We start from the raw sequence: 14,329 nt of genomic DNA on the forward strand, positions 1-14,329 counted from the left end.
GCTTCGCCTTACCCGGCCAACAAAAACCGAGAACACAGGCCGGGTAAGCGCAACGCCACCCGGCAACAAGGGCTACTTCGTGACGCGATCGTACCAGACCATATCCGCGTTCAGCCCCTGCTGATATCCCTTCACGTTATCGCGCACCGCGATCTGGGTTTTGCCCTGATCGACGAACACGTACGGCGAGCTCTGCTGCAGCTGTTCCTGCATCTTCTTGTACAGATCCAGACGCTTCGCCGGATCCGGTTCGGCAACCGCCGCCAGCGTGGCCTTGTTCAGCTCTGGGATTTTCCAGCCGTTCAGACCGGCCACGGTGCTGGACTTCCCGTCGTTCCACGCGAAGGCGCTGGCGTTTGAGTGCGCATCGAAGTAGTCCGGGATCCACAGACGAATCGCCGCCTGATGCTGCTTAGCGCGCACGCGGGCATAGACCTGGCTCCCGGCGGCAGGCAGCAGATCCACCTTCACGCCACCCTGAGCAAAGCTCGCCTGCATCGACTGGGCAATAGTGATAAACGGCGGCTTGTTCTCCACGTCCAGCGTGAAGTGCGCGTCCTTAATGCCCGCTTTGGCGAGGATTACCTTCGCTTTTGCCGGGTCAAATTTAAACGGATTGTCTTCCAGCGCGCCCGGCAGGCCGACCGGCAGGAAGCTCTGGTGAACAAAATACTGGCCTTTCAGCAGGTTTTTAGTGATGCCGTCATAGTCGACCAGCCAGCGCGACGCTTCCCAGAACGCCGGGTTGTTCAGCAGCGGATTGGCGCTGTTGCCGGTGTTAAACACCAGGTAATTCTGCTCGGCGGACGGAATGCTCAGCACCTTCACGCCCGGCTTGCCGTCGAGGGCGCTAATCTGGTCTGCACCCAAATCGCGCGCCACGTCCGCATCCCCCTGCTGGATCAGCAGGCGGCGTGAAGCCGGATCGGGAACGTTTTTAATGATGATGCTTTTGAGCTTCGGCGCGCCGCCGGGGGCGGAATCGTTGGCTTCCAGCACGATGGCCTGATGCGGCTGATAGACGCGCATTTTGAACGCGCCGCTGCCCGCCGAGTGCATTTTCAGCCAGGCGTTGCCGAAGTCATTATCCTTGACGTTTGCCGCGACCTGCTTTTCATCGACGATGGAGGCTATCGGCGTGGAGAGAATATTCAGCGCCACCGAGGGGCTAACGTCCGCCGTCCAGTGAAGCTGGAGGGTATGATCGTCCACCTTTTTCAGCTGGCTGGCGATGTTGCTCGCGTCCCAGCCCAGCACGTTGAGGATAAAGGCCGGGGATTTGTTCAGCTTCACGGCGCGGGTATAAGAGAAAATCACGTCTTCCGGGCGCAGCGGGTTGCCGGAGGCGAATTTTGCATCGGGTTTAAGCTTGATGGTCAGGGTTTTTGCTGCCGCATCCGCGTCCCAGCTTTCTGCCAGAACCGGCGTGATTTTTTCCGGATTATCGCGGTCCGGCTGCACCAGACGCTGGTACAGGCTCGGCACGGTCTGGATGCTGGAGAGCTCGTTGGCTTCGGCCGGGTCGAGGCTCACGATGTCATCAAGACCCTGAGCAACCACCAGCGTCGTCGGCGGCGTAGCGGCGTGGGTAGCGCCTGAGAGCGCAGCCAGCATCAGTAACGGCAACAGTTTTTTTGTCATAGCGATCCCTGAGAAGAATATATTGTGATTGTTTTATGCTCCGCTACGTTAGGTCGACTCCACATTTCTTCAAAGTCGAAATTCTGCTTTGCTTATGCCATGCGGATATATCGCATGCGGCCTGGTTATTAAACGCCTCTCTTTTCGCCGCCCTTTTAACCTGATATAACAAAATCCTTACCTTTCAGGGAGTCACCCCCGTGCCCGAAATCAATCAATATGGTCAAACCGTTAACGATCTCGTCCCGGACTGGAAGTGCGCGCAGGTATTAACCCGCACGGCGCTGACCGGCCAGTATTGCCGTCTTGAGCCGCTGGACGCCGGGCGTCACGCGGCGGATCTCTTTGAGGCCTACGCGCTGGGCGACGACAGCGACTGGACGTGGCTTGCCAGCACCCGGCCTGAAAGCGTGGAAGCCACCGCACACTGGGTGTCCGGAAAGGTGATGGATGATGACCTGGTGCCCTTCGCCGTGATGGATTTACGCACTGAAAAGGCGGTCGGGCTGGTGAGCTATATGGCGATCGAGCGCTTTCAGGGCTCGGTGGAGATCGGCCACGTCACCTGGTCGCGCAGGATGAAAGGCACCCGCATCGGCACCGAGGCGGTGTGGCTGCTGCTGAAAAACGCCTTTGACCACAAATACCGACGGCTGGAGTGGAAGTGCGACTCGATGAATACCGCATCGCGCAGCGCCGCGGAGCGGCTTGGATTCGTCTGGGAAGGGCGCTTACGCCAGCGGCTGGTGCGGAAAGGCCGCAACCGCGACAGCGATATGCTTTCTATTATTGATGGCGAATGGCCGCAAAGAGACGCGGAGCTGCGCGCTTGGCTGGCGGCGGCGAATTTTGACGAGGAAGGACGGCAAATAAAGCGGCTTGAGGCGTTTCGGTTATAAGTTTTTATGTAGGGTACAGCCCAACCACGCGGCTAATCCGCGGAAATCGCGATTTCAATCAGGTTGGTTTTTCCGGACTGCAGGCCGCGCGTTACCGCTTCGGCGATATCCGCCGCCTCGGTCACCCGGCAGCAGTGGACGCCCATGGCGGTGGCCAGCGACTGAAAATCGATATGCGGGTTCACGAGGTCCATCCCGATAAAACGGCCCAGCCGCGTTGAGCTGTAGTCGGCCTGGCTCTTCATAAAGTTTTTCAGGATGTTGTACTCCCTGTTATTCATGACGATAAAGGTGACCGGCAGATTTTCGTGTGCTGCCGTCCAGAGCGCCTGCGGCGAGTACAGGGAGGCCCCGTCGCCGATCAGGCAGACCACCGGCTCCCGTCCGCGTCCCAGCGAATGCCCCACGGAGGCAGGCATCCCCCAGCCCAGTCCGCCGCCGCGCATAAAGTAGTAGCGCTGATGCTGCTGGTCAGAGATGAACCGGCGGACATGCCTGGCGGTCGCTATCGCCTCATCAACGATGGTGGTACCCGCCGGAATGGCTTTAATGACTTCAAAGGCTGCGACCATCGGCGAAATATGCGGGCGCAGCCGCTCTGCCGACAGACGTTCTTCCTGCTGCTGCCACTCTTTTTCACGTTCGCTGAGTGCCGTTTTAAGCAACTGCTGATGGATCAGTTTGCCTGCCACCAGACGTTGCTCAAGCAGCGGTAAGAGCGCCTTCAGGGAAAGTTTGATATCCCCCATCACCGAGAGCCGGGTGGCATAGGTGCGACCCAGCTCGTTCATGTCGGCGGAGAGCTGGTAGACAGCGCACGAGCCCGGAATCGCGTCCCCTTCGCTGTAGAGAATGGTGATCAGGCTTCTGCCGCCGATGATAAATACGGCATCGTAGGCATTGATGACGCTGGCGATTTCGCTGGCGGTGGTGGGCATATTGCCCCGCCAGAGCGCGTGCTGGGTGGGAAATGGCAAATTCAGCGGCCAGGAGGAGCCGTAGACGTGGGCGCCGAGCGCTTCCGCCAGCTGGACAATTTCCTGCGTCGAGCCGCTGGAGTGTACCTCATCGCCCGCCACAATCATGATCCTGCCCGGCGCGATCTCGCTGAGCGCCTCCGCCAGCTCGTCCAGCGAGCCCGCAACGGTGTGGTAGTTTACTCTCGACGCCGTCTGTATCCCGGCGTCGCTCAGCTCTTCCATCACGTTCATCGGCAGGGAGAGCAGCACCGGGCCGCCAGGAGGATAGCTGGCAGCGTGAAACGCGCGGCGCACCAGCACCGGGAGCTGGTCGGCGCTGGTGACCTCCTGCGCCCACTTCATGACCGGAGAGCCGATGGAAACAATATCATCATACAGAAGCGGGTCGCGGACGTAGTGTCGCGTATCCTGCTGTCCAACGGTCACCACCAGCGGGGTTTTCATAATCCGCGAATTAATGAGATTCCCCATGCCGTGCCCCAGGCCGCTGGCGGTATGCAAATTGATAAAGCCCGTTTTGCCGGAGGCTTTCGCATAGCCGTCGGCAATCGCCACCACGGTGCTCTCCTGAAGCGCCAGAATATAGTGAATATTTTCATGGCGAAGCAGGGCATCAATGAGCGGAAGTTCGGTGGTGCCGGGGTTGCCAAAAATATATTCCACGCCTTCACTCTCCAGCACTTCAAGAAGAATATCGGCACCCGTTCGCATATTGAGATCTGATAAGGACGTTAATGATTTAATCATAATGACACCTCATTCAGCATTATTTAACGCAGGCTAAAATTCTTCCTGCGTTGGACGCACAACAATTTCATTAATATCAACGTCGCCAGGCTGTTCTATGGCAAATAAAACCGCGCGGGCAACTGCGTCAGCCGGAATAGCCTGCTTATAAAACTCATTGAGAAATTTTTTACTCTCTTCGTCAGAGCTGCCGAATTGCAGTTCGCTTTCGACGGCACCGGGCGAAATAAGCGTCGTGCGGATAGTTTTACCCGACTCCTGACGTAAGCCTTCGCTCAGCGCGCGGACGGCGAATTTCGTGGCGCTGTACACCACGCCGCCAGGGGCCAGCACCTTGATGCCCGCAACGGAGGCAACGTTAATAAAATGCCCGCTGCCCTGACGCTGGAACACCGGGAGCGCGGCAGCGATGCCGTACAGCACGCCCTTCAGATTGGTATCAATCATCTTGTCCCATTCGTCGGTTTTCAGCTCGCTGAGGGGGGCGATGGCCATAAAGCCCGCGTTATTGATCACCACATCCACGCGCTGGTATGCGGCAACGGCAGCGTCAATGGCGCGCTGCACCTCTTCCTGACGGGTCACGTCAGCCTTTACGGCAATCGCCTTGCCGCCCTGCTGAATAATCTGATCCACCAGGGCATTAATTCTGTCCAGACGGCGCGCCACCAGCACCAGCGAAAACGCGTTATTCGCTAAATGGAGGGCAATGGCCTGACCAATACCGCTGCTGGCACCGGTGATGACAACCACCTTGTTTGAACTAATATTCATGATCTTATCTCGCTATTGAGTGATGCAAAAAATAAAAGGCAGAGAAGCGTTAATGAATAATGACAAATTCATTAACGCGGTTTTTGATATATTCTGTATCGGGAATAAAATGATGTTCGTTTAAAACTTAATGGAGTACGGAAGCGTCTGTCAATGTCGTTTTTTAATAATTAAATTAATTGCAGGCCTAATATTTAATTCTTATAGGTAACCGAGAATATTATATAAATAAAAGGGGGGAACGATAGCGGCCCTGCAAACAGGGCCTGAGGATTACAGTTTGCCACTGTAAAGCACCGGACCTGTGGGGAGGCCGGTAGGCGATCCGCCCTCTGGTTCAAGGCTTATGGCTATCGTGGCGTCAGCAGGGAGTGTTGCGTTCCTGAGGGTGACGCGTGTGGGGATGTCGTTATGCAGCAGCCCCATGGATACCGGCGCCTGCCCGCCTGGGATCAGCCAAAGCTGCAGGCTGTGTTGCGCGGCGACAGCTGTCGGTCGAAGCGGGGCAATGCTCAGGTGCTGGCGGCTGGCGTCCGCGCTGACGACCCACTGCCCGTGCTGTTGGTCATCGTTGAGTATCATCAGCGGAGCGAGTTCCGGGGCTCGGGTGGCATACCAGGCAACGACCGTGAGGGCGGCGAGTGAGGCCGCAACCATCCAGCCGAGATAAGGCCGACTTTGGCGTAAAGGTTTTTTGGGCGGCAGGTCGAGGGCGATTCTTTTCCACACCGTCTCGGGTGGAGGGACGGGCACAAGATGACTATCCAGCGTGCTGAACAAGTCCTGCCAGTACGCCACGCGGGCGGCCAGAGCCGGTTCACGGAGGACCCTTTTCTGGAACTGAAGCCGTGCTCCTCCTCGCAGCGAGCCGAGGGCATACTCTGCTGCCAGCATGTCGTCGCGTTTTTCTGCGTCATTCATAGCCCCACGCACTCCCGAAGATGATCCATTGCCCGACGTATCCAGCTTTTCACCGAGCCTACAGGCTGCTGGAGCCAGTCGGCAATGTCGCTGTGAGACATTCCCTGATAGTAGGCGAGCGTAATGCTCTGGCGCTGCTCGCTGCTCAAATGTTCGAGACAATGCCTAAGACGCTCTGCCTGCGCATCGTCGTGCCAGTTATTCTGCTCATCGTTCTCGCCGGGCAAAAGCGCTTCGTTATACGGCGACTCGCGTTCGGCAGCGCGGGTTTGCCCGCTGCGCAGCCAGTCAATACAGCGATTGCGAACAATATGCGTAAGCCAGGTCATTGGGGAGCTCAGTGCAGCGTTGTAGGTTTCGGCTTTACTCCAGACGGTGATAAAACAGTCGTGAAGGATCTCTTCTGCCCACGCGCGGTCGCGCAGCATGCGCAGCGCGACGGCAAACAGGTGTGGCGATGTGAGTCGATAGAGTTGTTCAAATGCGCGGCGATCGCCGTTTGCGACCGCCTGCATTAATTTCTGCTGCTGTTCTGCCAGCGCGTTATCCATGTTTTTCCCGGAAGGTAACGTCACACTTCCGAAGTATAGACAACTACTTAGGCATCAGGACGGTATCAATCACATCGATCACGCCGTTTTTTTGATGAACGTCATAGGTGCTAATGTTCGCCACATTGCCTTTACCGTCCTTAAGCTGAATGTTGTGCGGGCCGTTGCTCATGATCCACAGCGGCTGACCGTTAACGGTCTTCAGCTCCGCGTGTCCGCCGCCCTGTTTAATTTTCTGCTCCAGCGCCTTCATATCGTAATTACCGGCAACCACGTGATAGGTGAGGATGCTGGTGAGCGTGGCTTTGTTTTCGGGTTTGACCAGGTTCTCGACCGTGCCGGCAGGCAATTTCGCAAACGCCGCATTGGTCGGCGCAAATACGGTGAATGGCCCTTTGCTCTGAAGCGTCTCCACCAGTCCAGCCGCTTTGACGGCGGCCACCAGCGTGGTGTGATCTTTCGAGTTCACGGCGTTTTCAACGATATTTTTGCTCGGGAACATTTCGGCTCCGCCTACCATCACGGAGCCTGACGTCATGGCGGCTGATGTGCCTGCACAGAAGAGTAAAGCGCTGGTGACGAGTGCAACACGGGTTAGCTTTTTCATCATCTTTCCTCGGTTTGGGGAGCAAAGGGATTGCTCACATATGCATATACGAGGGGAGGGGGTGAACTGGATGCAGGAAAATAAAAATAAATTTTGGGTGGGAAGCCCTCTCCCGTATGGAAGAGGGCCAGGGGGAGGGGAAATATCCTCAGCGCCTGACCGGCGCCCCGTTGGCCACATAATACGCGGCCGTACTTTTTGCCAGCGGCTCGCGCCCGCGAATCGCATCAGCAATTTTCTCACCGATCATAATCGTGGTGGCGTTCAGGTTGCCGGTAATAATCTGCGGCATGATCGACGCATCCACCACGCGTAATCCTTCCAGCCCGTGAACGCGGCCTTCACCGTCAACCACCGCCATCTCGTCATAGCCCATTTTGCAGGTGCCGCACGGATGGAACGCGGTTTCGGCGTGGTTACGCACAAACTCGTCCAGCTGTTCGTCGGTCTGGCATTCGACGCCCGGGCTGATTTCACGACCGCGGTATTTGTCCAGCGCGGGCTGGTGCATGATCTCGCGGGTGATGCGGATCGCGTCGCGGAACTCCTGCCAGTCCTGCTCGTGGGACATATAGTTGAACAGGATCGCCGGATGCTGGTGCGGATCGCGCGACTGAATGCGCACGTGTCCACGGCTCGGGGAGCGCATGGAGCCGACGTGGCACTGGAAGCCGTGTTCCTTCACCGCGTTTGAGCCGTTGTAGTTAATCGCCACCGGCAGGAAGTGGTACTGAATGTTCGGCCACTCAAACTCCTCGCGGCTGCGGATAAACCCGCCCGCTTCGAAGTGGTTGCTCGCACCCACGCCGGTGCCGCCAAACAGCCACTCCGCGCCAATCTTCGGCTGGTTCCACCACTGCAGGGCAGGGTAGAGGGAAACCGGCTCCTTACATTCATACTGGAGGTACATCTCCAGATGATCCTGCAAGTTTTCTCCCACGCCGGGTAAATCATGCACCAGCGGGATATCGAACTGCTTCAGCAATTCAGCATTGCCCACGCCGGAACGCTGGAGGATCTGCGGTGACGCAATGGCGCCTGCGCACAGGAGGACTTCTTTATTCGCCGTCGCTTTTGACGGAATGGTGCTTTCGCCTTCCAGCCACTCAACGCCCGCCGCGCGCTTGCCGTCAAAAATAATGCGATCGGTCATGGCGTGGGTGCGGATAGTCAGGTTAGGACGCGGTTTTGCCTGGTCCAGATAGCCGCGCGCGGTGCTGGCGCGTCGGCCCTGCGGCGTAACCGTGCGGTCCATCGGGCCAAAGCCTTCCTGCTGGTAGCCGTTGAGATCGTCGGTGCGCGGATAGCCCGCCTGCACGCCTGCTTCCACCATTGCTTCAAACAGCGGATTTACGCCCGGCTTAGAGGTGGTGACGCTCACCGGACCGTCGCCGCCGTGATAATCGTTCGGCCCCACGTCGCGGGTCTCTGCCTTGCGGTAGTAGGGCAGGCAGTTGAGGTAGCTCCAGTGCTCCAGACCCGGTTCTTTCGCCCAGTTGTCCAGATCCATCGCGTTGCCGCGCACGTAGCACATGCCGTTGATCAATGACGAGCCGCCCAGCCCTTTGCCGCGTCCGCACTCCATGCGGCGGTTGTTCATGAAGGGCTCTGGCTCGGTTTCATACGCCCAGTTGTAGCGCTTGCCCTGCAGCGGGAAGGCCAGCGCGGCAGGCATCTGGGTGCGGAAATCAAAGCGGTAGTCCGGCCCGCCCGCCTCAAGCAGCAGGACGGTGGTGTTCGGATCTTCAGTCAGTCGTGTAGCCAGTACGTTGCCGGCAGAGCCGGCCCCGATAATGATGTAGTCAAATCGCAAATAAACCTCCCGGTTAAAATATGGACTGGAATTTACCCATCTCAACCTGGATGGACTTCACCTGGGTGTAGCTCTGAAGCGTCATCACGCCATTCTCGCGGCCAATGCCGGAGTGCTTGTAGCCGCCAACCGGCATCTCCGCGGCGGATTCACCCCAGGTGTTGATCCAGCAGATGCCCGCTTCAAGCTGGTGAATGGCGCCGTGCGCGCGGTTCAGATCGGCGGTGACGATGCCCGCCGCCAGACCGTAGTCGGTGTCGTTGGCGCGGCGAATGGCTTCTTCATCGCTTTCATAGGTAAGGATGGACATCACCGGGCCGAAGATCTCTTCGCGCACGATGGTCATTTCGTCGGTGCAGTCGGTGAACACGGTCGGGGCCACCCACGCGCCGTTATCAAACCCGTCGCCCTTCAGCACGTCGCCGCCGCACAGCACGCGCGCACCTTCTTCTTTGCCTTTGGCGATGTAGCGCATCACGTTGTCGCGGTGCGGGAAGCTGACCATCGGGCCAAAGTTGGTGTTTTCATCGAACAGATCGCCCGCGCGGATGCGGCCCACGCGCTCAACGATTTTCTGCTCAAACGCGGCCTTATATTTTGCAGGCACGAACACGCGGGTGCCATTGGTGCACACCTGGCCGGAGCTGAAGAAGTTGGCCATCATGGCGATGTCTGCGGCGAGATCCAGATCCGCATCGTCAAACACAATCAGCGGGGATTTGCCGCCCAGCTCCATCGTCACCTCCTTCAGGGACGAGGCTGCGGAGTTAGCCATCACCTTTTTGCCGCTGGCGACGCCGCCGGTAAAGGAGACTTTGGCAATGTCCGGATGCTCGGTCAGGTACTGGCCGGTTTCCGCGCCCACGCCCGGCAGGACGTTAAACACGCCGTCCGGCAGGCCCGCCTCGGTGTAGATTTCCGCCAGTTTCAGGGCGGTGAGCGGGGTGACCTCGCTCGGCTTGAAGATCATCGCGTTGCCCGCCGCCAGCGCCGGGGCGGATTTCCACAGGGCGATCTGGATCGGGTAGTTCCACGCGCCGATGCCCGCCACCACGCCCAGCGGCTCGCGGCGGGTGTAGACGAATGAGGTGTCGCGCAGCGGGATCTGGCTGCCTTCCAGCGCCGGGATCAGCCCCGCGTAGTACTCCAGCACGTCCGCGCCGGTGACGATGTCGACGGTCGAGGTTTCAGAAAACGCCTTACCGGTGTCGAGGGTTTCCAGCTTTGCCAGCTCGTCGTTGCGCTCGCGCAGGATGTCGACGGCGCGACGCAGGATGCGCGAGCGCTCCATGGCGGTCATCGCCGCCCAGATTTTTTGCCCGCGCTTTGCGCTCTCTACGGCGCGGTCCACGTCTTCGCGCCCGGCGGCATGCACGCTCGCCAGAACTTCACCGTTGGCCGGGTTGATGGTCTCGAAGGTGCGACCGCTGGTGGCGGATGTATAACCACCATTGATATAAAGCTGCTGTTCTGCCATTCGGGACATGCTTCCTCCTCGGTTATTCGGTCGGTAAATGCTGGCTGATAAAGTGGCTGGTGAGCGATTGCGCGAGGGTTTTGTCCAGCGGTTTGCCGCTGAGCGCGGCGCGCAGCCACAGCCCGTCGATCAGCGCCGCCAGCCCGTAGCCCGCCTCTTCAGCCTGTTCACGCGGCAGCTCGCGGCGGAACTCGTACACCAGGTTTGAGAGCAACCGGCGGCTGCTGACCTGCTGCAAACGGTAGAGCATCGGCTGATGCATGCTGCTCGCCCAGAAGGCCAGCCAGGCCTTCATCGCCGCGCCGCTGATCTGGGTTTCATCAAAATTGCCGCCGACAATCGCCTGCAAACGCTGCTCCGCGCTGCCGTTCGGCAGGGCGCGTAAGCGGCTTAATACCGCATCGCGCAGCTGGCCGGTGATGTCGCGCATGGTCGCTTCCAGCAGGCCGTTTTTATCTTTGAAATAATGGCTGATGATCCCCGTGGACACGCCCGCCCGACGGGCGATCTGCGCGATGGTTGCGTCATGCATTCCCACTTCATTAATTGCTTCCAGCGTGGCGTCGATAAGCTGCCTGCGCCGGATCGGCTGCATCCCCACTTTGGGCATTTTTGCCACTCCATTCATCAGCGTTGGTAATCTATTAAAGCGGTTTTTGATTGGACGTTCAATATAAAATGTGTCTTAATTGTTGCGATTTTGGATTTCAATAGTTACAAAAACAGTGGGGATACTGGATGACAGACCTTTCACAAGACAGAGAAAAAGACAAAATCAACCCGGTCGTTTTTTACACGTCCGCCGGGCTGATTTTGTTGTTTTCCCTGACGACCATTTTCTTTAACGATTTTTCTGCCGAGTGGATTGGCCGCACCCTGAACTGGGTGTCGAAGACCTTCGGCTGGTACTACCTGCTGGCGGCGACGCTCTATATTGTCTTCGTGGTCTGCATTGCCTGCTCGCGCTTCGGCTCGGTGAAGCTCGGGCCAGAGCAGTCCAAGCCCGAGTTCAGCCTGCTAAGCTGGGCGGCGATGCTGTTTGCCGCGGGCATCGGCATCGACCTGATGTTCTTCTCCGTGGCGGAGCCGGTCACGCAGTATATGCAGCCGCCGGAAGGGGCGGGGCAGACGATGGAGGCCGCGCGCCAGGCGATGGTCTGGACGCTGTTCCACTACGGCCTGACGGGCTGGTCGATGTACGCCCTGATGGGCATGGCGCTCGGATACTTTAGCTATCGTTATAATTTGCCTCTCACCATCCGCTCCGCGCTGTACCCGATTTTCGGGAAAAGAATTAACGGCCCGATTGGTCACAGCGTCGATATTGCGGCGGTAATTGGCACCATCTTCGGCATCGCGACGACGCTCGGCATTGGCGTGGTCCAGCTCAACTACGGGCTAAGCGTGCTGTTTGATATTCCGGATTCGATGGCGGCGAAAGCGGCGCTGATTGCGCTCTCGGTGATTATCGCCACCATTTCGGTGACCTCCGGCGTGGATAAGGGCATCCGCGTGCTCTCTGAGCTGAACGTGGCGCTGGCGCTGGGGCTGATCCTGTTCGTGCTGTTTATGGGCGACACGTCGTTCCTGCTCAACGCCCTGGTGCTGAACGTGGGCGACTACGTGAACCGCTTCATGGGCATGACGCTGAACAGCTTCGCCTTTGACCGCCCGGTGGAGTGGATGAACAACTGGACTCTGTTCTTCTGGGCGTGGTGGGTCGCATGGTCGCCGTTTGTTGGCCTGTTCCTGGCGCGTATTTCGCGCGGGCGCACCATTCGTCAGTTTGTGATGGGCACCCTGATCATCCCGTTCACCTTTACCCTGCTGTGGCTGTCGATTTTCGGCAACAGCGCGCTGCACGAGATCATCCACGGCAACGCAACCTTTGCCCAGGAAGCGATGGCGCACCCGGAGCGCGGCTTCTACAGCCTGCTGGCGCAGTATCCGGCGTTTACCTTTAGCGCCTCCGTGGCGACCATCACCGGCCTGCTGTTTTACGTCACTTCGGCGGATTCCGGCGCGCTGGTGCTGGGCAACTTCACCTCGAAGCTGAAGGACATCAACAGCGACGCGCCGAACTGGCTGCGTATCTTCTGGTCCGTCGCCATCGGCCTGCTGACGCTCGGCATGCTGATGACCAACGGCATTTCGGCGCTGCAGAACACCACGGTGATCATGGGCCTGCCGTTCAGCTTTGTGATCTTCTTCGTGATGGCCGGGCTGTATAAATCGCTCAAGGTGGAAGACTATCGACGCGTCAGCGCCAGCCGCGACACCGCGCCGCGGCCAATGGGCGCCCAGGACAGGCTGAGCTGGAAGAAACGCCTGTCGCGCCTGATGAACTACCCGGGCACGCGCTACACCAAACAGATGATGGAGACGATCTGCTTCCCGGCGATGGAAGAGGTGGCGCAGGAGCTGAGGCTGCGCGGCGCCTACGTGGAGCTGAAAAACCTGCCGCCGGAAGAGGGTGAAACCCTGGGGCACCTGGATCTGCTGGTGCACATGGGCGACGAGCAGAACTTTGTCTACCAGATCTGGCCGCAGCAGTACTCGGTACCTGGCTTTACCTACCGGGCGCGCAGCGGGAAATCAACCTACTACCGGCTGGAAACCTTCTTACTGGAGGGTAGCCAGGGGAATGATTTGATGGACTACAGCAAGGAGCAGGTGATTACGGATATTCTGGACCAGTATGAACGGCACCTGAACTTTATCCATCTGCACAGGGAAGCGCCGGGGAATAGCGTGATGTTCCCGGATGTTTGAGTAATGACAAACTCTTTTAATTAAAAATCCAGCCATTTTTTTGCCGGGTGGCGCTGCGCTTACCCGGCCTTCAAAACTGCTTTTCCGTAGGCCTGATAAGCGAAGCGCCGTCAGGCCCACCCTTCATTGACATAACTTTAATGATAACCATTTTCATTTAAATATAGCCTGTGCTATACCTTATAGCACGGGCTAATTTTGCTTTGAATTTCACCACCTCAGGAGACTTCTGCGATGCACCCACTGCAAGGATTAAAGCGTCTGTTGCTCGGCGCGCTGCTCACGGCTACGACCAGCACGGGCGCGCTGGCGGCTGAAAAGTTCCAGGTCATCACCACCTTTACCGTCATCGCGGATATGGCGAAAAACGTGGCGGGGGATGCCGCAGAAGTCACCTCCATCACCAAACCGGGCGCTGAAATCCACGAGTACCAGCCGACGCCGGGGGATATCAAGCGCGCGCAAAAGGCGCAGCTGATTCTGGCGAACGGCATGAACCTGGAGCTGTGGTTCCAGCGTTTTTATCAGCATCTGAACGGCGTGCCGGAGGTGATTGTCACCCAGGGCATCACCCCGATGGGCATCAGCGAGGGGCCGTACGACGGCAAGCCTAACCCGCACGCGTGGATGTCGCCGGACAACGCGCTGATTTACGTTGATAACATCCGCGACGCGCTGGTGAAGTACGACCCGGCCAACGCGCAGGTCTACCAACGCAACGCTGAGGCCTACAAGCAGAAGATCGTCGCGACCCTCGAACCGCTGCGCAAGCAGGTGGCGGAGATCCCGGAAGACAAACGCTGGATGGTGACCAGCGAGGGCGCCTTCTCCTATCTTGCGCGGGATCTGGGCATGAAGGAACTTTACCTGTGGCCGATCAACGCCGATCGGCAGGGCACGCCGCAGCAGGTGCGCAAGGTGATCGATCTGGTGAAGAAATATCGCCTCCCGGCGGTATTTAGCGAAAGCACGGTCTCCGATAAGCCGGCGCGTCAGGTGGCGCGGGAAACCGGCGCCCACTACGGCGGTGTGCTGTATGTTGACTCCCTGAGTGCGGAAAACGGCCCCGTGCCGACCTATATCGACCTGCTGAACGTGACCACCCGCACGCTGGTGCAGGGCATTCGCGACGGCATGAAGGAGTGAC

At 58.5% G+C, this 14,329-nt stretch carries 12 protein-coding genes; 3 read left to right on the top strand and 9 right to left on the bottom strand.

The genetic code is table 11. The annotated features are described in order from the left end of the window. Nucleotides 1-72: 72 nt before the first annotated feature. Nucleotides 73-1,641: an ABC transporter substrate-binding protein gene (locus ACMGGH_RS11220; protein WP_232948788.1), complete on the bottom strand. Its 1,569-nt coding sequence runs from the start codon at nucleotides 1,639-1,641 to the stop codon at nucleotides 73-75. A gap of 200 nt (nucleotides 1,642-1,841) precedes the next feature. On the opposite strand from ACMGGH_RS11220, the gene ACMGGH_RS11225 reads away from it, so the two are divergent. Beyond that, entirely contained in the window at nucleotides 1,842-2,540 is a 699-nt protein-coding gene (locus ACMGGH_RS11225; protein ID WP_048998934.1) for a GNAT family N-acetyltransferase, read from the top strand. 32 nt (nucleotides 2,541-2,572) lie between these two features. Here ACMGGH_RS11225 and ACMGGH_RS11230 read toward each other — a convergent pair whose 3' ends face one another. The 8 genes from ACMGGH_RS11230 to betI form a co-directional block, all read right to left on the bottom strand. After that, nucleotides 2,573-4,267: a thiamine pyrophosphate-binding protein gene (locus ACMGGH_RS11230; RefSeq protein ID WP_232948790.1), complete on the bottom strand. Its 1,695-nt coding sequence runs from the start codon at nucleotides 4,265-4,267 to the stop codon at nucleotides 2,573-2,575. Nucleotides 4,268-4,300: 33 nt separating this feature from the next. Further along, nucleotides 4,301-5,041: an SDR family oxidoreductase gene (locus tag ACMGGH_RS11235; RefSeq protein WP_232948791.1), complete on the bottom strand. Its 741-nt coding sequence runs from the start codon at nucleotides 5,039-5,041 to the stop codon at nucleotides 4,301-4,303. A 273-nt stretch (nucleotides 5,042-5,314) separates the two neighbouring features. After that, nucleotides 5,315-5,962: an anti-sigma factor gene (locus tag ACMGGH_RS11240; RefSeq protein WP_232948792.1), complete on the bottom strand. Its 648-nt coding sequence runs from the start codon at nucleotides 5,960-5,962 to the stop codon at nucleotides 5,315-5,317. Next, nucleotides 5,959-6,513, bottom strand: a complete 555-nt coding sequence (locus tag ACMGGH_RS11245) for an RNA polymerase sigma factor (protein ID WP_059357470.1) — start codon at nucleotides 6,511-6,513, stop codon at nucleotides 5,959-5,961. Before ACMGGH_RS11245 ends, ACMGGH_RS11240 begins: the two co-directional genes overlap by 4 nt. Nucleotides 6,514-6,556: 43 nt before the next feature. Then, on the bottom strand, nucleotides 6,557-7,120 hold the full coding sequence (locus ACMGGH_RS11250) for a fasciclin domain-containing protein (protein ID WP_028012276.1): 564 nt from the start codon (nucleotides 7,118-7,120) through the stop codon (nucleotides 6,557-6,559). Nucleotides 7,121-7,268: 148 nt separating this feature from the next. Next, nucleotides 7,269-8,933: a choline dehydrogenase gene (gene betA, locus ACMGGH_RS11255; RefSeq protein ID WP_232948793.1), complete on the bottom strand. Its 1,665-nt coding sequence runs from the start codon at nucleotides 8,931-8,933 to the stop codon at nucleotides 7,269-7,271. A gap of 13 nt (nucleotides 8,934-8,946) precedes the next feature. Then, a complete protein-coding gene (betB, locus tag ACMGGH_RS11260) occupies nucleotides 8,947-10,419 on the bottom strand; it encodes a betaine-aldehyde dehydrogenase (RefSeq protein WP_059357472.1) in 1,473 nt (490 codons plus the stop codon). A gap of 13 nt (nucleotides 10,420-10,432) precedes the next feature. Then, complete coding sequence (gene betI, locus ACMGGH_RS11265) at nucleotides 10,433-11,020, bottom strand: transcriptional regulator BetI (RefSeq protein WP_232948820.1); 588 nt, start codon at nucleotides 11,018-11,020, stop codon at nucleotides 10,433-10,435. 128 nt (nucleotides 11,021-11,148) lie between these two features. Between betI and betT the strand changes: the two genes are divergently transcribed. Then, on the top strand, nucleotides 11,149-13,182 hold the full coding sequence (gene betT, locus ACMGGH_RS11270; protein ID WP_126300341.1) for a choline BCCT transporter BetT: 2,034 nt from the start codon (nucleotides 11,149-11,151) through the stop codon (nucleotides 13,180-13,182). A 234-nt stretch (nucleotides 13,183-13,416) separates the two neighbouring features. Further along, nucleotides 13,417-14,328 carry a metal ABC transporter substrate-binding protein gene (locus ACMGGH_RS11275; RefSeq protein WP_232948794.1) on the top strand — a complete coding sequence of 304 codons (912 nt, stop codon included), beginning with the start codon at nucleotides 13,417-13,419 and terminating at the stop codon, nucleotides 14,326-14,328. Nucleotide 14,329 lies beyond the last annotated feature (1 nt).

It is taken from the genome of Enterobacter sp. BNK-16, assembly GCF_048684955.1.
Lineage (GTDB): Bacteria > Pseudomonadota > Gammaproteobacteria > Enterobacterales > Enterobacteriaceae > Enterobacter > Enterobacter bugandensis.

What these genes read in the sequence shown, in the direction of transcription:
- ACMGGH_RS11220 (WP_232948788.1), bottom strand. Translation starts at nt 1,641, where the DNA reads ATGACAAAAAAACTGTTGCCGTTACTGATGCTGGCTGCGCTCTCAGGC.
- ACMGGH_RS11230 (WP_232948790.1), bottom strand. Translation starts at nt 4,267, where the DNA reads ATGATTAAATCATTAACGTCCTTATCAGATCTCAATATGCGAACGGGT.
- ACMGGH_RS11235 (WP_232948791.1), bottom strand. Translation starts at nt 5,041, where the DNA reads ATGAATATTAGTTCAAACAAGGTGGTTGTCATCACCGGTGCCAGCAGC.
- ACMGGH_RS11240 (WP_232948792.1), bottom strand. Translation starts at nt 5,962, where the DNA reads ATGAATGACGCAGAAAAACGCGACGACATGCTGGCAGCAGAGTATGCC.
- ACMGGH_RS11245 (WP_059357470.1), bottom strand. Translation starts at nt 6,513, where the DNA reads ATGGATAACGCGCTGGCAGAACAGCAGCAGAAATTAATGCAGGCGGTC.
- ACMGGH_RS11250 (WP_028012276.1), bottom strand. Translation starts at nt 7,120, where the DNA reads ATGAAAAAGCTAACCCGTGTTGCACTCGTCACCAGCGCTTTACTCTTC.
- betB (WP_059357472.1), bottom strand. Translation starts at nt 10,419, where the DNA reads ATGTCCCGAATGGCAGAACAGCAGCTTTATATCAATGGTGGTTATACA.
- betI (WP_232948820.1), bottom strand. Translation starts at nt 11,020, where the DNA reads ATGCCCAAAGTGGGGATGCAGCCGATCCGGCGCAGGCAGCTTATCGAC.
- betT (WP_126300341.1), top strand. Translation starts at nt 11,149, where the DNA reads ATGACAGACCTTTCACAAGACAGAGAAAAAGACAAAATCAACCCGGTC.
- ACMGGH_RS11275 (WP_232948794.1), top strand. Translation starts at nt 13,417, where the DNA reads ATGCACCCACTGCAAGGATTAAAGCGTCTGTTGCTCGGCGCGCTGCTC.